The organism is Roseivirga sp. (assembly GCF_034669765.1).
GTDB lineage: Bacteria > Bacteroidota > Bacteroidia > Cytophagales > Cyclobacteriaceae > Roseivirga.
On record NZ_JAXMOQ010000001.1, the window covers coordinates 720,517 to 743,607 of the forward strand.

Consider the following 23,091-nt stretch of genomic DNA (forward strand, 5'->3'; position numbering starts at 1 on the left):
AGTAATAATTATTTAACTTGGCCAAACATGATTGTCGAACAAACCGATCAAATATCCTTAAGGAAACTCAATGGCATTTAAAAAACTTGGAAAACGGATGCTGCTTTGGCCATTAGGTCTTCTGTTTCTCCTGACGACAATACTCTACTTTACACCACAAACGGCACGTTTATTTTACCCTAAAGAGGTTTCAAACATTAGTCCGATTGAAGCGAAGAACTTAATTCAATCCCAAAAACTACTGATCTTAGATGTGCGCGAGCAAGCAGAATATGAAGTCAGTCATTTGTCGGGTGCCAAACGTTTTACACCAGAAGTGTTGAAAAACATTGAACCCGACACCGAGATTTTGGTGTATTGTACCGTAGGGGTTCGAAGCGCCAGTTTGGCGAAAGAACTTCAAATCCAAGGGTTTTCGAATGTGCACAACATCGATTTGGGAATTGTAAACTGGAAGAACCAAGGTTTAGAAGTGGTAGACAATAAAGGACAAACCACTGAAAAAGTACATGTATATAAGGGCATCTTTGGCCTTTGGTTGAAAAAAGGAGAAGCGGTTAAGTAAGATATATGGGAAAAGCATTACTCATCATTTTTGTTAAAAACCCAGAATTGGGAAAGGTAAAAACCCGCTTGGCCGCTACGGTAGGAGAGGAAGCCGCTTTGGCGATTTATAAACGTCTACTGGAGCGAACAAAAACCATAACCCAACCTTTAGCGGTGGACAAAACTGTGTTTTACGATCAGGCTTTGGGAGAGAATGACTTGTGGTCCGAGGGTGGGTTTTTCAAAGCGCTTCAAACTAAAGGTGATTTAGGTGAAAAAATGTTGGCAGCATTTCAATCGGCTATCGATAAGGGTTATGAACAGATCTGCGTCATCGGCAGCGACTGCTATGACTTAACTACTGACATCTTGAACCAAGCTTTTTCCTCTCTGGAAAAGCATGATGCTGTGATTGGCGAAGCCGTGGATGGTGGCTATTATCTTATTGGAATGAACTGCTTGATTACTGATGTGTTTCAAAACAAGAAATGGAGTACTGAAGAGGTTTTTCCTTCTACCATTCAAGATTTTAAGCATAAAGGACTTTCGTATTTTGAACTCCCTGTTTTAAATGATGTTGATACGGAAGAAGACTTGGGCGATTGGGCTCAGGATATTTTGAAAGAACATAAAAAGGCGTAATTATGAAAGCTATTGTCAATTTACTGCTGCTCGTTTTTATCAGTTCGGCTTGCAGCACTCCTCAAAATTCTGCTCAAGATCAATATGTGCCGAAAGCGCATTTCGACCAAAATTGGGCGATGGATAAACTGTGGGAAGATGGCTTGGCCGAAGTGGCACATTATCGTGCAGAACTGAATATTTATGGAAAAACCAGAAGCTTCGATCAGGTTTTTGTTACCGTAAAAGAAGAGTTCAATAAGGAATGGAATGTAAAGACGGACGACTATAAAAGGGACGATCTTTTTAGCGTGATGAAGGTGAATAAGTTCGCACGTATTGAAACCGATAACTATCCCTATCATTACCTCAGTAGCCTTTTCTTTAAAAGAGATCAACCCGACCAATTGTATAAAATGACACACACGGGTCAGGAATGGTGTGGCAATACCTTCAAGCAGTTTTTAGTAGAAGACGACCACTACGCATATGATTATAACAGTTATTTTGACGGAAAGGGCGATGGTGAAATGGAAATTAGCGGCACCGACTTTTTATGGGAAGACCAACTGAGTTATGCGCTAAGGGCTTTAAATTTTGAAGATGGATTAACTTTTAATGCACGTTTGCTAGAAGCCCAAATCAACACGAAAGTAAAAGAACCAATCCTTTATAATGCTCAATTTTCGGTAGTCGAAAAAAGTGATACTTGGCAAGTGGAAGTAAAGCTTGACGCAGAAAAAACGAACGTTTACTTATTTGAAAAGGAATACCCCAACCTTTTGCGCTCCCAACAGTCATGGAATGGCTACAAACTTGAACTTGATACCGTAAGCCGATATCAATATTGGAGGTAAACTTTTAACTTGGGGGCACAAAGAAAAAAGCCATGTCGAACCTGATTATTACCGCACTTTATATTTATCCGATTAAGTCCTTGGCGGGTATTGAAGTAGCAAAAGCCAAAGTAGATAGCCGTGGTTTTCAACACGACCGCAGGTTCATGTTGGTCGATGAAAATAATCAATTCATCACCCAGCGCAAATACGCTAAAATGGCTTTGCTTCAGCCAGAATTGACGGCTTCAGAAATTATAGTTCGGCACAAAACAGAAGCGGTAAGCCCGCTCAAAATCAGTTTGGACGAACCCAATACTTCTCCAGAAATGGTGACCATTTGGGACGATACCTGCCCTGCAAAACCTGTGAGTCCCGAAGCAGACGAATGGTTCAGTGCTGTTTTAGGAATGAAGTGCCGACTGATGTACATGCACGATGATTCTATCCGTCAAGCCGACCAGCGCTATGCCATTAACGAAACCGACAAGGTCAGCTTTGCAGATGGCTATCCTTACCTGATGATCAGCGAAGAATCTTTAGCCCAATTGAACGGGAAGCTTGATGAGTCGGTGGACATGAGAAGGTTCAGGCCGAGTATCGTTTTCAAAGGTGGAAAAGCTCACGAGGAAGATGAGATACGAAAAGTGTTTTGCAACGGCATTGAGATGTATGGCGTAAAGCCTTGCGCCCGTTGCGTAATGACCACCGTAAACCCTGATACTTCTGAAAAAGGAAAGGAACCACTAAAAACCTTGAGTACTTATCGTCAAACGGGTAACAAAATACTTTTTGGCGAGAACTTTATCGCCACCAGCGAGGGGGAATTAAAGGTGGGTTATTTGCTTAAGGTGTTGGAAAGGAAGGCTTCAGCTTTATAAGCTATTAAGCTTTCTTCTTCGCTATCTTTTTAACCAATAACTCAGCTAATCCGCCACCCACAAGTCCCACAATAAGAATAAATAGGCCTTCGGTTAAACTGTACTGTTTAAGAAGATACCCAACAAAAACGATAAGCAATATTAAGGGAATGGAGAATTTAAGTTTCATAAACTGAAATACGGGTTCTTAATTTAACGGGTAAGTATAAATATTATAGGGCTCTTCATCTGGAAAGCACACATAAAATCGTTCGTGTATTTTGTCGTAGGCAAAAGAGCCAATTCTACTATCAACTTCTAAAGTATACTGTTCTAAAGGGTTTCCGTCCCAATCAAACACTTGAATTTTACCTTCGTCTGGCCCTCTTCTCGATGCATAGATTTTATTTTCAACTTCTACCAATGACGAGGCGTAACGTTTTATGCCTGTAGGAAGAGCTTGAATACCAGGAGGAGGAAGTAGGTTCTCCCTAGGGCTGATAATTGTGGAGTGAATATAATTGCCCTGTAAATCAAAGAAATTCAGTTCGTTTAAGAACATAGGTGCTGCAACAAATCTGTTTTTATTTTTATTGACTAAAACGAAAGACTGAAAGATGGAGGACTTGGTATAGTCTTTCATTTCTACATCTAATTCAGGAATAAAAGGGATATATGTTGTGTCTTTTGTGCTGGAGTTAAGAATTACAAACCTCCCACCGGTTTCAGGGTTGGCTAAAAAGAGAGAGTCATCAATATGATGTAAAGTTACAGTGACACTGTTTAAATCAGGTGCGCGCTCTTGCGTAATGGCATTATCGCTGCCTTTAATGACTTTTAGAATATTTACTTTGGAAATTCGATTAGTGCCTATGTCGTATAGCCTTATTATGGGTGAGTTATTGTCTTTATCGTAAGAGGTTTGCTTTAACATATCTGGCATTTCAAACTCATTGGGGCCTGAACCTTGTGTACCAGTTTCCCCAAGCAGTTGATGGCTGTTTGTACTATATACTTTTATGAAGGGTGCTTCTCTTTTTTGAATCACTAAAAATGTATCGACTACAACAAGATTTGCCCAAGTGGTGGTTAACATGATTTCCTTTGTAGGCGTACCCGAAATTGTTGCTGTTTTAGGGAATTCTTTGACGATTATATCTTGATTAGAGGCATCACTACCAGAAGAACTACAACTGGCGAAAATGAAAACCGATAATAGAAGATGGATGCAGGTTTTGAGTTTTAGTGACATAGTTGACCAGTTAATTTCAGATAAATGTTATTGACCTTTTATTATTTATGCAGAAAAATTAGGATCAATATACGTTTATCCACTTGTTCAATACTGAAAATGGCAATAAAAAATGAGCTGCCTTAATTTAAAGCAGCTCATTTGATGTAATGAATTTTATCTATTCTTAGTGCGCCAAAGATTTCTCTTTGTGCTTTTTGATTTGTCTACGCAAGGCTTCAGTACAATGATCGGTGGCGGCCTCGAACGAACCGTTGGTCTTTTCAGCAAAAAGCTGGTCGCCCGGAACGTTCAATTTAATCTCAACCGTTTTGTTTTCAATTCCCTCGTTATTCACTCTCAAAATGACTTCAGCATCAATAGTTCGGTCGTAAAAGGTATCTAGTTTATCTAATTTTTTTTGAATAAAGTCGGTTAATTTGTCATCTGCAACGAAGTGAACGGATTGAATTTGTACTTTCATAATCGTAATGTTTAAGGGTTAAAACTTAAGCTTTAGGGTGTGCCTGATCAAAAACCGATTTCAGTTTTTCAAGCGAATTGTGTGTATAAACCTGCGTTGCCGCCAAACTACTGTGCCCTAAAAGATCTTTCACAGCGTTTAGGTCTGCGCCTTTGTTTAGAAGGTGCGTGGCAAATGTATGCCGCAGGGCGTGGGGACTTTTCTTCTCGGTAGAAGAAACCATGTCCAAGAAATTATTTACTATTCTATAAATCATCATCGGATATGTCTTGTCTCCTTTGTTGTTTACGAGCAATGGAGCATTTGGATTGCCTCCAAACACATGATTTTTCTCAGCTTTATATTGAGCAATGATTGAGAGGAGTGGTGCCGCTATGGGGATCACCCGCTCTTTGTTTCTCTTACCCAATACTTTAAGTGTGTTTTGATGGTGGTTAATATCGGAATCTTTGAGGCCAATTAATTCTGATAATCTTATGCCTGTTCCGTAAAGTAATTCAATAATTAGCTTTTGTCTTAGTCCTTCAAGGTCATTTGTAAACTCAAACTTGTCTAAAAGGTTGACTAATTCTTTTTCATCAGCAAAGCTGGGTAAGTCCTTTTGAGTTTTGAGTAAGCGAACTTTGATGGTTGGGTCCTTCTCGATTTCGCCTCGCTTGATTAAAAATTTATAATAAGACCTGAGGCTAGCAATTTTCCGATTGACGGTGCGGGGCGATGTACCAGCGTCCATTAAGGATAGCACCCAAGAACGCACCATAATTTGAGTGGCCGAACTAAGGTCACTGCATTTAAATTGTTCCGAAATGTAATTTGTGAATTGCGCGAGATCTGATTGATAGGAAATAACAGTATGCTTACTGTATCTTTTCTCGAACGATATGTATTTGAGGAATGAATCAACCATGCTAGTACTGCGCATTTGCAAACAGTACTAACATAGTGATTAAATATGATTAGAAAAAAAAGTAAGCCTTAGTAGTTGTCGTTGGCGTACATTTTTTCTTTGTAAGCAGCTTTGATCTTTTCAGCTCTATTAGCAACTGAAGGTTTCTGGTAAGCTTGTCTTGCTCTTAGCTCTTTCAAAACTCCCGTTCTTTCAAACTTCTTTTTGAACCTTTTTAGAGCTCTGTCGATAGATTCGTTTTCTTTTACGTTTATAATAATCATAATCCTTGAAACACCTCCCTTCAAATTGGACTGCAAAAATAGAGGTTTTTTTTTCTAAACCACTGATTTCCACAAAAAAAGGACAGCAAAAAAGCTGCCCTTTGTAGGTTTTGTAAAAATGCCTGTCGTTTTACTTCAAGATAGACCTTGAAATCACTAGTTTTTGAATTTCTGAAGTCCCTTCACCAATGGTGCAAAGTTTAGAGTCACGGTAGTATTTCTCTACTGGATAATCCTTTGTGTAACCGTAACCACCGAATATCTGAACGGCTTCGTTCGAGAACTCAACTGCACATTCGGAAGCATAATATTTTGCCATGGCCGATTCCTTAGTGACGTTCTTTCCTTCATTTTTTAGCTGAGCAGCCCTAAAAGTAAGAAGCTTAGCAGCTTCTAGTTTTGTAGCCATATCAGATAGTTTGAAAGAGATTCCTTGGAAGTTGAAAATAGGTTGGTTGAACTGCTCTCTTTCCTGAGAGTATTTCAAAGCGGCTTCAAAAGCGCCTTCAGCAATACCTAAACTTAAAGCCGCGATAGAGATTCTACCTCCGTCCAAAACTTTCATCGATTGGATAAAACCATGACCGACTTCACCCAAGACATTTTCTTCAGGAATGCGGCAATCTTCAAAAATCATCTCTGCCGTTTCTGAGCTACGCATACCCAGCTTGTCTTCTTTTTTGCCTCCTTTAAAACCAGGAGTGCCTCTTTCTACTACAAAGGCTGTCATTCCATGAGAATCACCCACTTCGCCAGTACGAACTATTACCACCGTAATATCGCTGCTTTTACCATGCGTAATCCAGTTTTTAGTGCCGTTAATTACCCATTCGTTGCCGTCTTTTTTGGCAGTGGTTTTCATGTTGCCGGCATCTGATCCTGTGTTAGGTTCGGTTAAGCCCCAAGATCCAATCCATTCAGCAGTAGCTAATTTTGGCAACCATTTTTTCTTTTGTTCTTCGCTACCAAACTGGAGAATATGACCTGTACATAAGGAGTTGTGAGCGGCCATAGAAAGCCCAATCCCTGGATCGAGTTTGGTCAATTCCATAATAGCGGTAACGTATTCATCATAGCTAAAACCAGAGCCACCGTATTCTTGAGGCACCACAACGCCCATAAGGCCAAGGTCGCCCAATTTTTTCATTACATCTACTGGGAAGGTTTGGTCATCGTCCCATTTATTTCTAAAAGGAGTTATTTCTTTCTCTCCAAAATCCTTGATCATACTGGCGATCATGGTTTGGTTTTCATTTAGGTCAAAATCCATGGTTGTTTTATTTTCTGAAAATTACGCAATTTCATTAACCGAACAAACGATCGTTAGGCAAAATCCTTGTCGAATATTTTTGTTCATTTAACGAAGCACACAGAAAGCTTGTCGAAAGGTGAGATGTCGAATAGGGTCAATCTGTTATCTTTGAACATGTTCAATATGGAAAACATGAAGAAGATTTTAATTACAGGCGGAGCAGGCTTTATAGGAAGCCATTTGGTGAGGCTTTTTGTGAAGAAATACCCAAATTATTCCATTTACAATTTGGATGCACTCACTTATGCAGGTAACCTTGAAAACTTGAAGGATATTGAAGAAGAGGCGAATTACACTTTTATAAAAGGAGATATTAATGATGCTGATTTCTTAGATGATATTTTCAAAGAGCATCAGTTTGATGCGGTGATCCACTTGGCTGCTGAGTCTCATGTCGATCGTTCAATTACCGATCCTTTGGCTTTTGTGAAAACCAATGTAATGGGTACAGTAAACCTTTTGAATGCAGCCAAAAATACTTGGTTGGGAAACTTCGATAATAAACTTTTCTACCACGTTTCTACTGACGAGGTGTATGGCTCTTTAGGCGAAACTGGTTATTTTTTGGAAACCACTTCTTACGATCCACAATCACCTTACTCAGCATCAAAAGCGAGTTCAGATCACTTCGTTAGGGCTTATGCCAATACTTACAAAATGCCGATTGTAGTTTCTAACTGTTCCAATAATTATGGTCCTTTTCAGTTCCCAGAAAAGCTGTTGCCTTTGTGCATCAACAATATAAAGAACAGTAAAGCTTTGCCTATTTACGGCAAAGGTGAAAATATCAGAGATTGGCTTTTTGTAGAAGATCATGCCAAGGCCATTGATATGATTTTCCATAAAGGAGAACAAGGCGAAACCTATAATATTGGGGGCTTTAACGAATGGAAGAACATTGACATTGTGAAGATACTTTGCAAAGTGATGGACAAGAAGTTGGGCAGGGCCGAAGGTACTTCTGAAAAGTTGATTACCTACGTAACCGATAGAGCTGGCCACGATATGCGCTATGCAATTGACGCTAATAAGATAAAAGAAGAATTGGGTTGGGAACCTTCCTTACAATTTGAAGAGGGAATGGAAAAAACCGTAGATTGGTATTTGGCCAATGAAGAGTGGTTGAACAACGTAACTTCAGGACAGTATCAGTCATATTATAATAATCAGTACGAAGACTAATTATGAAAGGAATTATACTCGCAGGAGGCTCAGGAACAAGGTTGCATCCATTGACATTGGCGGTTAGTAAGCAGCTGATGCCTGTGTACGACAAGCCAATGATTTATTATCCATTGTCAATATTGATGATGGCCGGAATTAAAGAGATTCTGATTATAACCACACCTCATGACAACGCACTCTTTAAGAAATTGCTCGGGGATGGAAGTCAATTAGGATGTAATTTTCAGTATGCGGTGCAAGAAAACCCTGAAGGTTTAGCGCAAGCCTTTATTATTGGAGAAGAATTTATTGGAGAAGACAAAGTGGCCTTGGTATTGGGTGATAACATTTTTTACGGTTCAGGTTTGCCTAAACTACTCCAATCAAATACCGAAGTAGAAGGTGGTGTGGTATATGCGTACCGCGTTTCTGATCCGGAACGATACGGGGTGGTGGAGTTTGATGAACAAATGAATGCTTTGAGCATCGAAGAAAAACCTGCTGAGCCTAAATCCAATTACGCAGTTCCTGGTCTTTATTTCTATGATAACCGTGTGGTAGAAATTGCCAAGAATTTGAAGCCTAGCTCAAGAGGAGAGTTGGAAATCACGGATGTAAACAAAGAATATTTATCCAAGGGCGAACTTAAAGTGAGCATCCTCGATAGAGGAACTGCTTGGCTAGATACGGGTACTTTCGAATCTTTAATGCAAGCAGGCCAATTTGTTCAAGTAATTGAAGAGAGACAAGGCTTTAAAATCAGCTGTATCGAAGAAATTGCCTACAGAATGAAGTTTATTTCTAAAGGACAATTGGAAGCAATCGCTAGACCTTTAGTTAAATCGGGTTACGGGCAGTACCTATTGAGCTTGTTGAAATAGCTACTCATTATATATAACAGTTAGCAAAGTCTCACCCACTGCTTTTAGGGTAGCTTTGCTTATCCCTTCCATATTATCCTGCGTGGTGTGGTGGCCAGGAAAGAAGCTATTTTTTGCTTTTCTATAATCCATAATGTCAATCATTGGAATCCGTGCATATTTATTAACGTAAACATGGTCATCAATAAGGCCATTTTGTAGTGCACTTTCCATTTTGAAATATTCCTGATAACCAAGCTGATGGGCTGTTTCCCAAACTTGGGTGAGTACTCGACCAGCATTTTCTTGCGAAACCCCATCATAATAAAAAGTGGCGTCTTTCGCCCCAACCATATCGAGGAGGACTCCATAATAAGCCGTATAGTTAGGAATGTGCTTATTCTTACTCCAATACTGAGAACCCAAACACCACCATGAATCTTTGTCTCCCGTCATTCTCCCATAATCCTCGCCTGAGTCTCCATAATCTTCTCCATCAAAGAGAATAATGTCGATACCTACTTCTGGATTTTTTACTGAACTAATAATTCTTGCCACTTCCAGTAAAATCCCAACTCCACTTGCTCCGTCATTTGCACCATCGAACTGAGCCTTTTTGTCCTCTGAGTCGCTATCCGCAAAGGGTCGGGTGTCCCAATGAGCAGCCAATAGCAGGCGCTTTTTCTTCTCTGGATTAAAGCTTGCGATGATGTTCTTGAGTTCGATTTTAACACCATTGTATGTGTCTTCTTCAAACTCTTGGAGGTAAACTTTTGCTCCGTACGATTTAAATTTCTCTTCAAACCATTGGCCTGCAGCTTTGTGTGCCTCAGAATTTGGAATCCGCGGGCCAAAACCTACCTGCTTCTGAATAAAATAATAGGCAGAGTCCACGTTCAATGCTGGGGCAACAACAAGCGTTTTTATTTTGCTCTTTTCACTTTGTTGGGAACATCCCAATACTGAACAGAAAATGACAAGGAATAAGAGGAAAGTTAATCTGTGGTGCATGATCATTTTCGCTTTGAGTTTTGTCCAAAATAGTATACGCTGACGTTAAAATCTATCTCTCAGACATTTATTTGATTTGAATAAAAAAAACATTAATTTTGCATCACTTAAGGGAATTTACCATGAGGGGACCAAAAGTCCCCTCTTTGTTTTCTGATATTAGTTTATGGATTTAAAGGACTTTGTGGAGAAGGTGGCTAACAGTAGCCTAAAGGATGAATCCTACTTTATCGTAGAGGTGATTGTCAAAGGTGTTTCTGGTAAAACCAAAATATTGGTGTTATTGGATAGTGACACTGATTTTAACATTGACGATTGCGCAGATTTAAGCCGAGCCATTAGTAATGAAATGGAAGCCGAGGCCATCATGGATGATCCATATATATTAGAAGTTTCTTCGCCTGGTCTTGACCACCCGTTGAAGCTGAAAAGACAGTATCAGAAGAATGTGGGCAGGGACTTGAAGTTGGTATTAACGGATAGCTCAATTGTAAAAGGAAAACTCATAGAGGTTTGCGAGAATACCATTAAGTTTGAAAAAGAAGTAAAAGAGAAAAAGAAAATAGAGTCTGAATTGGTGGAAATCAATTTTGATACTATCGAAAAAGCGAATGTATTAGTGTCATTTAAGTAATCAGATGGACAGTTCAATATTAATCGAATCCTTTGCAGAGTTTGCAAAAAATAAAAATGTCGACAGACCTACCATGATCAGAATTCTGGAAGATGTTTTCAGAACCATGATCAGGAAAAAGTACGAGGTTGATGATAACTTTGATATCATCATTAATGCCGATAAAGGTGACTTGGAGATTTGGCGCTTCAGAGAGATCGTTGACGACAACTCGGAAGATATTTGGGACTACGACAAGATTAGCCTTACTGACGCACGTTTGATCGAGCCAGATTTTGAAATCGGTGAGGAAGTTTCGGAAGAAATTAAATTGTTAGACTTTGGGCGTAGAGCGGTAATGACTGCACGTCAGACTTTGATTCAACGAATTAAGGATTTAGAAAAAGATCTTCTTTATCAGAAATACAAAGACCTAGTTGGTGAAATGATTTCTGCTGAAGTGTATCAGATTTTGGGCAGAGAAGTATTGCTTATTGACTCTGAAGGAAATGAGATTTCACTTCCGAAGGCAGAACAAATACCAAAAGATCGTTTCCGTAAAGGAGATTCTGTGCGTGCGATTATCGACCGTGTAGACATGGTAAATGGTAGCCCGAAGATTATTCTTTCAAGAACTTCAGGTGAATTCCTCGAAAGACTATTCGAGAACGAAGTGCCAGAAGTTTATGATGGTTTGATCACCATTAAGAAAGTGGTTCGTGAACCAGGTGAAAGAGCTAAAGTAGCTGTTGAGTCTTACGATGATCGTATTGATCCTGTAGGAGCCTGTGTGGGTATGAAGGGATCTAGAATCCATTCAATCGTACGTGAGCTTCAGAACGAAAATATAGATGTAATCAACTTTACCGACAACATGGAGTTGTACATCGCCCGAGCATTAAGCCCTGCTAAAATTACTAGCATGAAAATTCGGGACGAAGACGGTAGAGTTTCAGTTTTCCTTAAACCAGACCAAGTTTCATTGGCCATTGGTAAAGGCGGACAGAATATAAAATTAGCTTCTAAGCTAGTTGGATTAGAAATAGACGTGTTCAGAGAGTTATCTGAACTAGAAGAAGAAGATGTTGATTTGGATGAATTTTCTGATGAAATCGACAGCTGGATTATTGATGAGTTAAAGAAAATCGGTCTAGATACCGCAAAGAGTGTGCTTGCTCTTTCTCAAGAGGATATTGTGAGAAGAACAGAGTTGGAGGAAGAGACAATAAAGCACGTTTTTGGTATCCTTTCGCAAGAATTTGATAAGGACTGATATTTTTTAAACGCTTAAAAAAAGGGATATTTGAGTATGGCAGAAGAAAGAACGATGAGATTTAGCCAAGTGGCGAGGAAACTGAACGTTGGTAGCAGTACCATAGTAGACTTCCTTTCCTCTAAAGGATTTGATGTTGACAGCAGTCCAAACGCGAAAATCACTGGCGAGCAGTACAGTATGCTCGCTAAAGAATTTGCTGCATCAGCTTCTGAAAAAGAGGAGGCTTCTCATCTAACTATCGGTAATAAGCATACCGAAGAAAAGCCGGTTTCAAAACCTGAGCCCACTCCTTCAGTTGCTCCAAAGAAGGTTGAAGAGACAGAGTCTGAAGAGAAAGAGGTGCTTATTAAGAACGTAAGTAGCGAAAAGCTTGTAAAGAAGGAAGAACCGAAACCTGAGCCTGTTGTTGAGGCACCAAAAGAGGTGAAGGAAGAGCCGAAAGCCGAAAAAGAAGCACCGAAACCTGCTCCTGTTAAGGAAGAGGAGAGTCCTTCTAAAGAAGTAGCAACACCTGCACCTGCCGCTAAGGAAGAAGCTCCTAAGGTTGAGAAAAAGGTAGAAGAGCCTAAGAAAGAAGTGAAGGATAATAAGCCTCACACTTTTAAAGTATTGGGTAAAATAGACCTTGAGCCAAAGAAAAAGGCAGAGGTTAAAGTAGAAGAGAAGAAAGCAGAAGCACCTAAGCCAACTCCGGTAGCGCCAGCTCCGGTAGAAAGTGAAACGATTAAGGCAAAAGCCGACTCGCTAAGCGGACTAAAGGTTTTAGGGAAAATTGAATTACCCACCAAGAAGGAGAAGCCTAAGCAAGACCAAAGAGGAGGTAATCAATCTGCGGCTGATAAGAAGAAACGCCCAAGAAAAAGAATTCAATCCAAGCCAGAACACCCAAATAAAGGTACTGGAGCGGCCGCTGCTGGAGGTGTCAGAAGACCTCCAAATAGAGGTGGAGCAGCAGATACTAGAAAAAGGGTTCCAAAAGAAGAACTTACAGATAAGCAAATACAAGATCAGATCAAGGAAACGCTCGCCCGCTTAAGTGGTGGAAAAGGTGGTGGAAAAGGCCGATCTAAATATCGTAAAGAAAAGAGGAGTGCTGCCGCTGAAGCTGCCGAAGAAAGAATGCTTCAGGAGCACGAAGAGTCAAGAGTACTTAAAGTAACAGAATTTATTTCTGCGAGTGACTTGGCCTCTTTGATGAACGTTACTGTAAACGAAGTAATCTCAACTTGTATGAGTTTGGGAATGTTCGTTTCAATTAACCAACGTCTAGATGCCGAAGCGATAACCATTATTACCGATGAATTCGGTTTTGATGTAAGCTTTACTTCAGCAGACGAAGATGTTGAGGTGACTGAAGAAACCGATGAAGCGGAAGATCTACTAGATAGAGCTCCTATTGTAACCATCATGGGTCACGTTGACCACGGTAAAACTTCATTGCTCGATTATATTAGAGATTCTAAAGTAACTGAAGGCGAAGCAGGGGGTATTACCCAGCACATTGGTGCCTATGATGTAATGACGAAGGAGGGTAAGAAAATCGCTTTCCTAGATACTCCAGGTCACGAAGCCTTTACTGCGATGAGAGCGCGTGGTGCTAAAATCACTGACGTTGTAATTATTGTGGTTGCTGCTGACGATAATGTGATGCCGCAAACGAAAGAAGCAATCAATCACGCTCAAGTGGCTGAAGTGCCAATCGTAATTGCAATTAATAAAATTGATAAGCCACACGCCAACCCTGATAAAATCAAGGAAGAGCTTTCGCAAATGAATATTTTGGTGGAAGACTGGGGTGGTAAATACCAATGTCAAGAAGTTTCTGCCAAAACCGGTCAAGGTGTGGAAGAACTATTGGAAAAAGTATTGCTTGAAGCTGAATTGTTAGAGTTAAAAGCAAACCCAGAAAAGAACGCAGTAGGCACTGTAATTGAAGCTTCTCTTGATAAGGGCAGAGGTTATTTGACTACGCTGATGATTCAAGGAGGTACGCTTAAAATTGGAGATGTACTTTTGGCTGGACCGCATTACGGTAAGGTGAAAGCGATGTTCGATTACAGAGGAAATAAGCTGAAAGAAGTAGGTCCTTCTACACCAGTTCAAATGTTAGGTTTGGATGGAGCCCCTCAAGCAGGAGACCGCTTTAATGTAATGGATACTGAGCGTGAAGCCAGAGAAATTGCGAACAAGCGTGAGCAGATTCTACGTGAGCAAAGTGTAAGGACTAAGAAACATATTACTCTTGACGAGATCGGTAGACGATTGGCTGTGGGTAACTTTAAAGAACTTAATGTAATTATTAAAGGTGACGTTGATGGTTCTATCGAAGCTTTGGGTGATTCATTACTGAAACTTTCTACTGAAGAAGTTCAAGTAAATATTATCCATAAGGGTGTTGGTCAAATTTCCGAGTCGGATGTGTTGTTAGCATCTGCTTCTGATGCGGTGATCATTGGTTTCCAAGTAAGGCCATCTAGCGGTGCTAGAAGAATTGCTGAAAACGAAGAAATCGAAATCAGACTTTACTCTATCATCTACGATGCGATCAACGAGATCAAAGATGCGATGGAAGGCTTACTTGAGCCAACCGAGAAAGAGGTAATTACGGGTAACATCGAAATCAGAGAAGTATTTAAAATCTCTAAAGTAGGTACTGTTGCAGGTTGTTTCGTGTTAGATGGTTTCGTGAAGAGAAACAATCAAATCCGAGTGATCCGAGATGGTATTGTAACCTACACTGGAAACATCGGTCAGTTAAAACGTTTCAAAGACGATGTGGCTGAAGTTAAATTTGGTTACGAATGTGGTTTGAGCATTAAAGGCTTCAACGATATTAAAGAAGGAGACGTAATTGAAGGTTTCGAAATTCAAGAAGTAAAAAGAACACTTTAAGTGCTCTAGAACATAAATTGAAAAGCCATTCTGAGAAATCGGAATGGCTTTTTTAATGAAATTAGTTTTCTTTTGGTATGGAGGTAATCCTTAAGTTCCTGATTGGTGTTGCGGCATTATCAGTGATTATTGGTCTTTATTCGCCTTGGCGCATGCTTTGGTGGATGAGCATACAAAACCGCTTGTTAGTTTTGAAGTACTATGGGGTTCCTTTGTTGACTCTATTGTTGATCTACCTTTTCACATAACACTACTTTTTTCCCACCTTGATCTGTAGTGGCAAAAATGTACTGATCCCCTCCATCTGTCAAGCCAGTTTTCTTTCTTATCTGTTCCACTGTCATCGGGTAGTTACGGACTGTGATATTGGCCTTCATCTTCGGTAGGGTTTTGCGAAGTTCTTTTTTGTTGAGGCTTATTTCCCCAATTACCTTAAAACTTCGCCCTGGGAACTTCGCGATGGGCATTTTTGAGGTGTAGAGGTGTGAATTCACATGAAGCTTTATCAAACCAAACTGCGTAGCAATACTTTTAAAAGCTCCTGCTTTTAGAATCGCCACATTGGGTTCGTATAAATAATTTTCAATGCATCCATGAGTCAGGCTAATATTTTGCTCTTGAGAATAATCAAATTCAAAATGAACTTCGGTATTTGTCAAGTCAATGGCTTTGATGATTGGGTTTTCATTCGCCTTTGCATCAATGATAAAGAGTAGTTCTTTCACTTCATTATTTACCGCAACAACATGAACCTGAGTAGCTCCCCCAAGGTCTTTTACTGCGCCTTTAATGTCCAATAGAGGCGAAGTCTTCATTAGTATTGATCTTCCTTTGGCCTTCATTAATGGAAGCATTGAAATCACGTTAGGTTCGCAGTCTTCAATCCTGAAAACCTTCTGGTCATGGTTTCCCCTTCGGGCTGGGTCCAGAAAAATCAGATCGAACTTTTCGGAAGTTTGATGTAAGAAGTCTTCGGCTTCGGTATGGTGAAACTCTACCGATTTTAAGCCCAAACATTTCATATTATGTCGAGCTATCTCAACCAAATTGGCTTGTCTTTCAATATAAAAGCCCGTTTTGAAAGACTTTGAAAGGAAGGAAAAGTCGATGCCCATTCCACCAGTCAGGTCTACGAATTTCTCACCTGTGAATAGCGAAGCTTTGTATTCAGCAGTAATGGATGAAGAAGATTGCTCTAAGGAAAGTGGTGGCGGGTAAATTAGGTCGGTTGCCAGATACCAAGTGGGTAATTTGGCCTTCGCTTTTTTTCTGGATTGAATCTGCTCAACAGCTTCTTTTAAATGAATATCAGCAAACTGTTTTGCCCGAAGCATCAAAGTAGCGGGATCATCATTTTCATGATCCCGAATAAATTTTTGAACCTTAGGTGTTAGCAGTGCTTCAATCAAAAATTAGCTGTTTTTAGATAAGTATTCCGCAATTTGAACCGCATTGGTAGCGGCTCCTTTTCTTAAGTTATCGGCCACAATCCACATATTTAAGGTGTTTGGTTGGCTTTCGTCTCTTCTTAAACGCCCTACAAAAACAGCATCTTTTTTATGGGCTGTCAGTGGCATTGGATAAAGGTTGTTTTTAGGGTCATCCTGTACAATTACACCTTCAGAATTTTCTAGAATACCTCTTAATTCTTCTAGGTCGAAGTCGTTTTCGAACTCTACATTTACCGCTTCCGAATGGCCACCAACAGTTGGGATTCTTACTGTAGTTGAAGTAATACGCATGGAGTCGTCACCAAAGATTTTCTTGGTTTCGTTTACCATTTTCATTTCTTCCTTGGTGTAGCCGTTGTCTAAAAACACATCAATATGAGGCAAGGCATTCATGTCTATTTTATGCGGATAAGCCATTTCTCCCTCAATTCCATTACGCTCGTTCATCATTTGATCCACGGCAGCTTTTCCGGAACCCGTCACCGATTGATAGGTGGAAACCACAATTCTTTTAATCTTATACTTGGTATGCAACGGCCCCAAAGCCACCACCATTTGGATGGTAGAACAGTTTGGGTTAGCAATAATTTTATCTTCAGCAGTAAGACAAGCCGCGTTAATTTCAGGTACAATTAGCTTGTGGTCTGGGCTCATTCGCCATGCAGAAGAGTTGTCGATGACGGTTGAGCCGGCAGCGGCAAATTTAGGTGCCCATTCTAATGAAGTAGTTCCTCCAGCTGAAAATATTGCATAGTCAGGTTTTAACTCAACTGCCTTAGCCAAGCCAATTACTTCGTATTCCTTGCCCTTAAAGGTCATTTTCTTGCCAACTGATCGCTCTGAAGCGACAAGGAGCAACTCATCAAACTGGAAATTTCTTTCCGCTAAAACCTCTAAAATTTCTCCACCAACAAGTCCAGTGGCGCCAACTACTGCTATTTTCATTTTGCATTTCATTATTATACACATATAATTAAATATATATGTGAAATGTAACGATATTATTTGTATTTTAAGAAGCTATTAATTAATCGCATAATAATCTTAGATGAGGTCAGCCATTGTCATAGTGTCTCTTCTTCTTCTTAGCGCAAATATAACGTTAAGTCAGATTAACACCTTTCCTTACAGTGAAAGTTTCGAAGGTGATTTTATTGCTGGCAAGCCAGTGGTCTTTATTTCAAACTGGACAGGGAATGAAGTGAAAGATAATTCAAGAATTTTTCAGGGATCAGATGGGAGAACTGGCACCGCCTCTCTGAATATAATTCCTATTTCCACTTTTTCTGGGGAGGTTTTAATCGCATTAGACTTTACTGGAATCAACAATCCTCTTCTGACTTTTTATGCCTATTCCAAACAAAATGGGGGAGATGCCTCGACTAGGCCAGCTTTGGTCAGCTTCTCAACTTCTATTGATGGAGGCACTAATTTTCTCGATAATGTGTCTATTGGCGATACCACTACTTTTCCCAATAATAATACGACCAGCTACACTAAATATGAGTACGAGTTACCCAGCCAAGCCACTGGTCAGAGTAATGTAGTGGTGAAATTGAAAGTTGAAAGAGGCGATGGAGCAGGCTCGGCAGCTGAATTCGTCATGGATGATATGAGCATTGTGGAACAAGTTTTACCTCTGACCATTAGCACAACAAACGCACCCAGTTCGACATCTGTAGTAGTTAATTTTAACCAAGAAGTAACGCAAGCCACAGCCGAAGACAAGGCGAATTACAGTTTGGATAAGGGAGTAACTGTGGTTTCTGCTTCGCGAACAGCAACCAATAAGGTTACATTAACCACTTCGGTAATGGCAAACGCTAATTATCAACTGACGGTGAATAATGTAGAAGATGCGGCAAGCAATACTCCAGCAGTTAACTTAACCTCTTCTTTTAGTTATGTTGAGCCTCTTTCCATTACTGCAGTGCGTGTGCTTTCAAAGAACTCTATTGAAGCGAGTTTCAATTTGAATCTTGATCAAACCACTGCTGAAACGACTTCGAACTATGGAATTGATAACGGAATTGGCAGTCCAACTTTGGTAGCAAGAAGTACAAGTGAGCTTAATAAAGTAGTGCTCACACTTGGTATTGATCTTACGGAAAACGATTTTAGCTTAACCGTCAATGGGGTAAAGGATGCATCTACATTGGCCACTACTACAAATTTGGCCTCTAATTTTTCATATTTACCGCTGGCGGTTTCAAGTATTTCAACACTTTCAAATACTCAGGTTCAAGTAGTTTTTAATCAGAATGTAGAAGCCAGTTCTGCGAATTTAGCCGGCAATTATAGTATGGATTTTGGCTATGGCACACCAACTTCAGCTGCCAGAAATGGAACAGAACTCAACAAAGTTGTGCTCAGTTTTGCAACTGAATTGGCGAACAATACATATGAGTTAACGATTAACAATGTGGCCAATGAAAGTGAAAATGCACAGGCTTCTGCGCTAAAGACTTCTGTGACCAATGCCACACAAACAGCCTATCGAACTTTGGTCATCAATGAAATTTTTGCAGACCCAACGGGCGCAGCCCAACCCGATCCACAAACTTTACCCTCGGGTGCATCGGATGAATTTATAGAGCTGTATAATGCTGGAAGTAAAGCCATTGATTTGGCCAATTTTGATTTAACGGGAGGAACAATCGCCAGTTATGTTTTACAGCCTCAGACTTATGTAACCTTAACTTCTACTTCCAACGTAACCGATTTTCAAACTTTTGGAAATGTAGTAGGAGTCAGTTCATGGAATGGACTCTCAAATGGAGGAGAGCAACTATTGTTGAAAGATAATCTGGGAAATCTGGTAGACAGTCTCACTTTCAGTACTGACTGGTATAAAGATGCAGCCAAAGCAGATGGGGGTTGGTCCATCGAACAAATCAATCTAGAACTGGTGTGCAGCGATATCAACAACTGGCAAGTTTCGAATAATGCTCAAGGTGCTACGCCATCTGCACAAAACTCGGTGTACAATAACAGTCCGGATGTAAAGGCGCCTAATCTCACTGAAGTACGCATTGATTCGCCAAGTCAATTGACTCTGTTTTTTGATGAAATTATGGATGACGCTTCTGTTGCTGGAGCGTCTTACACCTTGAGCAATGGTGGAGCGATTGCTTCGAAAACCGTGAACCAGACAACTCATAAGTCTGTGGTGCTTTCCTTAACTGCTCCTATGATCTCTGGAACGATTTACAAGGTGTCGTTATCAGGTGCCACGGATTGTGCTGGCAATACAATAGGGACTAACACATTAGAATTCTTATTCGACAATTTGGCGCCAGCCCTCCAGCGATTGATTTTTAAAGATTCCACGACCATCGACATGGTCTTTGATGAGAAGCTGAATAAGGCTTTGGCGGAAACAGAAAGCAACTATTCGATCAACTTGGGAATTGGGAACCCGACAAAATCCGTCATTGACACAAACAATTCTAACCGTGTTCGATTGACTTTTGGAGCTTCAATGACAACAAGTTCAACATATGTATTGACTTACCAAAACCTTTCAGATACCCTCGATAATACAATTGCACTTACTTCACTGGACTTCGATTTTGTAGACCAAATGGATACAGTGATTGTATTGTCTGCTCAGTTGCTTGATGTATACTTTGATGCTGATGTCGATGAAACAACCGCAGAACAGTTAGTGAATTATTGGGTAGACGGTGATATTGGAAATCCGGTTACCGCCTCGCTAGACAATACAAATCCTCGACTGATCCATTTGGTATTCAATACCAATTTTGACGAAAATAAGAATCAGTTTATAAGTTTTGAGGGAATTCAAGCCGACAATAACGGCTATTTGCAGTTGTTCAATACCACCTTTATTTATGATACCGATGATCCAGATATAGACTCTGTGGTGGTGGTGGACGAGCATAGCCTCAGCGTTTATTTTGATGAAATTCTGGATGAAACTTCTGCTGAATCGGTGAACAATTACACCGTAAATAACGGTATAGACAATCCTGCCTCGGTAACTCGACAAGAAGACAAACGCTCGGTGTTATTACAATTTGCACAGGAGTTTCAGCAAGAAGTGAAGAATCGGTTATCCATCACCGGGGTAGAAGATTTACCGGGCAATGCAATTTCAACCCAACGAAATGAAGACTTTACTTATGACCGATTAGCACCTCGTTTGAAGGGTATTACTTTGACGAGTCCAACAACAATACTTGTGGAGTTTTCGGAAGAAGTGGTAGAAGGGGTTGCTGAGAACGTTGATAATTATTGGGTAGATAATGGCATTGGAACTCCATTGACTGCGGTACGCACAGAGAAGAATACCAACATTGTTGAACTTACTTTTTCAACTTTAGGGAACAATGAATTGAATACACTTCGTATTTCGAATATCTCAGACGTATTTCAAAACGGTTTACCAGTTGATTTAACGGCTACTTTTTCAAGCTTAAAACCAACCTTCGGAACATTTACGGTTTTAAATGACACCACCATTCAGATGCAGTTTACTAAGGCGCTGAACAAGGCTGCCGCTGAAAATATTGAGAATTATGGTTTCGATAATGGCATCGGCTTAAAGTCATCGGTTCAAGATGCAACCGATGCTTCATTGATTACACTGAACCTTACAATCCCTTTGAAAGAGGGGGTAAAATACCGTTTGGTAGTGCAAGAATTATTGGATGCTGATGGAAATACCTCTGAAATAATCAGTTATGATTTTACTTATAGCAGCCATATTGTGTCTATTCAAATCCTGAGTCAGAGCAGTCTTGTGCTTACTTTCGATCAGGAATTAGATGAGGTTACAGCCGAAACTGCCCAAAACTATGCTTTGAATTCTGGTATTGGAAACCCAATTTCTGCGGTGCGAAGTTCCGATGATTTTAAGATGGTAACCCTTCTTTTTAATACCAATTTTGAGGAAGGTATTAACTATGAACTAGCAGTGCAGAATATCAAAGATTTATTCGGGTTCACAATTAATGGATCACGAAATAAACTGATTTATGACTTGACTCCACCTGTGATTTTGGAGGTAAATTCTACTTATCTAAATGAGATTGAGGTGGTGTTTAATGAGCCGCTAAATACTGCTACTACCAAAACTATTAATCATTATTCGTTAAATAATGGAGTTGGAAATCCAACTTCAGCCACTTTGGTAGCTGGCTCTTCTTCCAAAGTAATATTGGAATTTGGCGCACCATTGACCAATGCCTTGGCTTATCAACTTACGGTGGATAGGGTTCAAAATAAACAGGGAAAGGCGATTGACGCTGCGACTTTCGATTTCACTTTTTCTGCTCCTGTTAATCCAGCGTTTCGAGATTTAGTGATCAATGAAATATACTTTGACACAAAGACCACTTCTTACTTACCTAACGCGGAGTTTATTGAGCTATACAATCGTGGGAATAAAAACCTTGAGCTAAGAGATTTCTTAATTACCGACAAAAGAGACACGGCAGTGTTCTCGGCTCAAACTTTAGCCCCAGGTGAATATTTAGCGGTGACAAGCCAAGGGGCAGTAACAGAATACTTAAAATATGGTAAAGCTATAGGGTTAAGCAACTTTCCTTCATTGTCCAACACGGGCGAATCCGTTTACTTACTCGGAAGAAATAAGATAGTAATTGACTCAATTGCCTACGAACAAGCTTTTTATAATGATGTAACAAAAGCTGATGGAGGTTTTTCGGTGGAGCTAATCAATCCTGAAAAACCCTGTTTTGAATATACCAATTTTACGGCTTCCGTTTCTCCGAATGGAGGAACACCAAGCAGTCCGAATTCGGTATTTAATGTCTCATCAGATGTTGCGGCTCCGTCTGTGACCAAGTTTGAAGTTATTTCTACAACCGAACTGAAACTGAGTTTTGACGAAGCTATGGATATTGGTACTTTGATTCCTGCCAACTTCACTTTGCATAACGGTGTTTCTGTAATTTCTGTAACAGTGCTCAATCCTTTTGGTAGAAGTATTCAATTGAAATTGAATAAGGAGTTTATCAAGGGCTATGAACGTGTTCTTACTACAAGCGGCATTACAGATTGCTCTGGCAATACACTATCCTCTAATAGTTTCACCTTTGTAAGAGGAGATAGCCCGGCATTTCATGAACTTTTGATCACAGAAATTATGGCCACTCCTACACCAAGTAAAGGCTTGCCAGAGGTAGAGTATGTTGAAATTTATAACAATTCAGGACGAATTATTGATTTGGAAGGTCTCTTTTTTGGTAATAATGACGGGGATTATAAACTGACAAAGAAGAACATATTACCAGATACATATTTGATTTTATCAAGCAATTCAGCCACCGCAACTTTGGCTGTTTATGGTGATGTTTTGGGCGTAAACTCATTTCCAACTTTGACGATTGAAGATGAGGCGAAACTCAAAGATGCTAATGGAAATATCATTTTTGAAGTGGCTTATGACCGCAGTTATTATCAGTCCGATGCCAAGGATAATGGAGGCTATAGCATGGAGTTGATCAATCCTTTGGCTATTTGTTTCGATAAGAGTAATTGGATTGCTACAAATAGTGCGAATGGCGGAACGCCAGGTATTCAGAATTCAGTTTTTGACACCACGCCAGACACTACGGCTCCATTAGTAACCTCGCTTTCTACGGAATCAGAAACAAAGCTGAAAATTACTTTTAATGAAGCCATGAATACGTCTTCAATCTTGACTTCGAACTTAAATTTTTCTGGTGGGCTTCAGGTTTCTAGTATTGAAATTCTTGATGACTTTGGGCAAGTAA

At 40.0% G+C, this 23,091-nt stretch carries 18 protein-coding genes; 10 read left to right on the forward strand and 8 right to left on the reverse strand.

The annotated features are described in order from the left end of the window. The first annotated feature begins 70 nt into the window (after nucleotides 1-70). From VOI17_RS03070 to VOI17_RS03085, 4 genes are read left to right on the forward strand one after another with little or no spacing between them, the layout of a single operon-like run. A complete protein-coding gene (locus tag VOI17_RS03070; RefSeq protein WP_323755761.1) occupies nucleotides 71-565 on the forward strand; it encodes a rhodanese-like domain-containing protein in 495 nt (164 codons plus the stop codon). A 5-nt stretch (nucleotides 566-570) separates the two neighbouring features. Continuing rightward, the gene (locus VOI17_RS03075) at nucleotides 571-1,188 is read left to right on the forward strand and encodes a TIGR04282 family arsenosugar biosynthesis glycosyltransferase (RefSeq protein WP_323755762.1); all 618 of its coding nucleotides are present in this window, start codon (nucleotides 571-573) and stop codon (nucleotides 1,186-1,188) included. 2 nt (nucleotides 1,189-1,190) lie between these two features. Beyond that, nucleotides 1,191-2,024: a hypothetical protein gene (locus VOI17_RS03080; protein ID WP_323755763.1), complete on the forward strand. Its 834-nt coding sequence runs from the start codon at nucleotides 1,191-1,193 to the stop codon at nucleotides 2,022-2,024. 32 nt (nucleotides 2,025-2,056) lie between these two features. Further along, nucleotides 2,057-2,884, forward strand: a complete 828-nt coding sequence (locus VOI17_RS03085) for an MOSC domain-containing protein (RefSeq protein ID WP_323755764.1) — start codon at nucleotides 2,057-2,059, stop codon at nucleotides 2,882-2,884. Nucleotides 2,885-3,071: 187 nt separating this feature from the next. Here the strand turns inward: VOI17_RS03085 and VOI17_RS03090 are convergent, their stop codons facing one another. The 5 genes from VOI17_RS03090 to VOI17_RS03110 all read right to left on the reverse strand — a co-directional run bounded on the left by VOI17_RS03090 (nucleotide 3,072) and on the right by VOI17_RS03110 (nucleotide 7,018). Continuing rightward, complete coding sequence (locus VOI17_RS03090; RefSeq protein ID WP_323755765.1) at nucleotides 3,072-4,115, reverse strand: BF3164 family lipoprotein; 1,044 nt, start codon at nucleotides 4,113-4,115, stop codon at nucleotides 3,072-3,074. A 166-nt stretch (nucleotides 4,116-4,281) separates the two neighbouring features. Continuing rightward, on the reverse strand, nucleotides 4,282-4,578 hold the full coding sequence (hpf, locus tag VOI17_RS03095; RefSeq protein ID WP_323755766.1) for a ribosome hibernation-promoting factor, HPF/YfiA family: 297 nt from the start codon (nucleotides 4,576-4,578) through the stop codon (nucleotides 4,282-4,284). 25 nt (nucleotides 4,579-4,603) lie between these two features. Beyond that, a complete protein-coding gene (locus VOI17_RS03100) occupies nucleotides 4,604-5,500 on the reverse strand; it encodes a tyrosine-type recombinase/integrase (protein WP_323755767.1) in 897 nt (298 codons plus the stop codon). A gap of 53 nt (nucleotides 5,501-5,553) precedes the next feature. Further along, on the reverse strand, nucleotides 5,554-5,748 hold the full coding sequence (rpsU, locus tag VOI17_RS03105) for a 30S ribosomal protein S21 (protein ID WP_068411356.1): 195 nt from the start codon (nucleotides 5,746-5,748) through the stop codon (nucleotides 5,554-5,556). Nucleotides 5,749-5,878: 130 nt separating this feature from the next. After that, complete coding sequence (locus VOI17_RS03110) at nucleotides 5,879-7,018, reverse strand: acyl-CoA dehydrogenase (RefSeq protein WP_323755768.1); 1,140 nt, start codon at nucleotides 7,016-7,018, stop codon at nucleotides 5,879-5,881. A gap of 174 nt (nucleotides 7,019-7,192) precedes the next feature. Here VOI17_RS03110 and rfbB point away from each other — a divergent pair, with 174 nt between their 5' ends. Both rfbB and rfbA read left to right on the forward strand, forming a co-directional pair. Further along, complete coding sequence (rfbB, locus tag VOI17_RS03115) at nucleotides 7,193-8,242, forward strand: dTDP-glucose 4,6-dehydratase (RefSeq protein WP_323755769.1); 1,050 nt, start codon at nucleotides 7,193-7,195, stop codon at nucleotides 8,240-8,242. Between the two features lie 2 nt (nucleotides 8,243-8,244). Next, on the forward strand, nucleotides 8,245-9,105 hold the full coding sequence (rfbA, locus tag VOI17_RS03120; protein WP_323755770.1) for a glucose-1-phosphate thymidylyltransferase RfbA: 861 nt from the start codon (nucleotides 8,245-8,247) through the stop codon (nucleotides 9,103-9,105). On the opposite strand, the gene VOI17_RS03125 is transcribed toward rfbA, so the two are convergent. After that, nucleotides 9,106-10,095, reverse strand: coding sequence for a M28 family peptidase (locus tag VOI17_RS03125; RefSeq protein ID WP_323755771.1), 990 nt, complete (start codon nucleotides 10,093-10,095; stop codon nucleotides 9,106-9,108). Nucleotides 10,096-10,261: 166 nt separating this feature from the next. Here VOI17_RS03125 and rimP point away from each other — a divergent pair, with 166 nt between their 5' ends. Genes rimP through infB form a run of 3 tightly spaced genes read left to right on the forward strand, consistent with a single transcriptional unit; the run spans nucleotide 10,262 to nucleotide 14,876 of the window. After that, on the forward strand, nucleotides 10,262-10,729 hold the full coding sequence (gene rimP, locus VOI17_RS03130; RefSeq protein ID WP_323755772.1) for a ribosome maturation factor RimP: 468 nt from the start codon (nucleotides 10,262-10,264) through the stop codon (nucleotides 10,727-10,729). 4 nt (nucleotides 10,730-10,733) lie between these two features. Further along, the gene (gene nusA / locus VOI17_RS03135; RefSeq protein ID WP_323755773.1) at nucleotides 10,734-11,981 is read left to right on the forward strand and encodes a transcription termination factor NusA; all 1,248 of its coding nucleotides are present in this window, start codon (nucleotides 10,734-10,736) and stop codon (nucleotides 11,979-11,981) included. Between the two features lie 36 nt (nucleotides 11,982-12,017). Next, the gene (infB, locus tag VOI17_RS03140) at nucleotides 12,018-14,876 is read left to right on the forward strand and encodes a translation initiation factor IF-2 (protein ID WP_323755774.1); all 2,859 of its coding nucleotides are present in this window, start codon (nucleotides 12,018-12,020) and stop codon (nucleotides 14,874-14,876) included. Between the two features lie 221 nt (nucleotides 14,877-15,097). On the opposite strand, the gene VOI17_RS03145 is transcribed toward infB, so the two are convergent. Then, complete coding sequence (locus VOI17_RS03145) at nucleotides 15,098-16,285, reverse strand: THUMP-like domain-containing protein (RefSeq protein ID WP_323755775.1); 1,188 nt, start codon at nucleotides 16,283-16,285, stop codon at nucleotides 15,098-15,100. 3 nt (nucleotides 16,286-16,288) lie between these two features. Beyond that, nucleotides 16,289-17,272, reverse strand: coding sequence for an aspartate-semialdehyde dehydrogenase (locus tag VOI17_RS03150; protein ID WP_323755776.1), 984 nt, complete (start codon nucleotides 17,270-17,272; stop codon nucleotides 16,289-16,291). 103 nt (nucleotides 17,273-17,375) lie between these two features. Between VOI17_RS03150 and VOI17_RS03155 the strand changes: the two genes are divergently transcribed. Continuing rightward, the coding region (locus VOI17_RS03155; RefSeq protein ID WP_323755777.1) for an Ig-like domain-containing protein at nucleotides 17,376-23,091 on the forward strand (5,716 nt) is incomplete at its 3' end.

Bases quoted from the DNA above. Each gene is read 5' to 3' on its own strand.
- rfbB (WP_323755769.1), top strand. From the start codon at position 7,193: ATGAAGAAGATTTTAATTACAGGCGGAGCAGGCTTTATAGGAAGCCAT.
- VOI17_RS03080 (WP_323755763.1), top strand. From the start codon at position 1,191: ATGAAAGCTATTGTCAATTTACTGCTGCTCGTTTTTATCAGTTCGGCT.
- nusA (WP_323755773.1), top strand. From the start codon at position 10,734: ATGGACAGTTCAATATTAATCGAATCCTTTGCAGAGTTTGCAAAAAAT.
- VOI17_RS03090 (WP_323755765.1), bottom strand. From the start codon at position 4,115: ATGTCACTAAAACTCAAAACCTGCATCCATCTTCTATTATCGGTTTTC.
- rfbA (WP_323755770.1), top strand. From the start codon at position 8,245: ATGAAAGGAATTATACTCGCAGGAGGCTCAGGAACAAGGTTGCATCCA.
- VOI17_RS03075 (WP_323755762.1), top strand. From the start codon at position 571: ATGGGAAAAGCATTACTCATCATTTTTGTTAAAAACCCAGAATTGGGA.
- VOI17_RS03070 (WP_323755761.1), top strand. From the start codon at position 71: ATGGCATTTAAAAAACTTGGAAAACGGATGCTGCTTTGGCCATTAGGT.
- rimP (WP_323755772.1), top strand. From the start codon at position 10,262: ATGGATTTAAAGGACTTTGTGGAGAAGGTGGCTAACAGTAGCCTAAAG.
- VOI17_RS03110 (WP_323755768.1), bottom strand. From the start codon at position 7,018: ATGGATTTTGACCTAAATGAAAACCAAACCATGATCGCCAGTATGATC.
- rpsU (WP_068411356.1), bottom strand. From the start codon at position 5,748: ATGATTATTATAAACGTAAAAGAAAACGAATCTATCGACAGAGCTCTA.
- VOI17_RS03085 (WP_323755764.1), top strand. From the start codon at position 2,057: ATGTCGAACCTGATTATTACCGCACTTTATATTTATCCGATTAAGTCC.
- infB (WP_323755774.1), top strand. From the start codon at position 12,018: ATGGCAGAAGAAAGAACGATGAGATTTAGCCAAGTGGCGAGGAAACTG.
- VOI17_RS03100 (WP_323755767.1), bottom strand. From the start codon at position 5,500: ATGCGCAGTACTAGCATGGTTGATTCATTCCTCAAATACATATCGTTC.
- VOI17_RS03150 (WP_323755776.1), bottom strand. From the start codon at position 17,272: ATGAAAATAGCAGTAGTTGGCGCCACTGGACTTGTTGGTGGAGAAATT.
- hpf (WP_323755766.1), bottom strand. From the start codon at position 4,578: ATGAAAGTACAAATTCAATCCGTTCACTTCGTTGCAGATGACAAATTA.
- VOI17_RS03125 (WP_323755771.1), bottom strand. From the start codon at position 10,095: ATGCACCACAGATTAACTTTCCTCTTATTCCTTGTCATTTTCTGTTCA.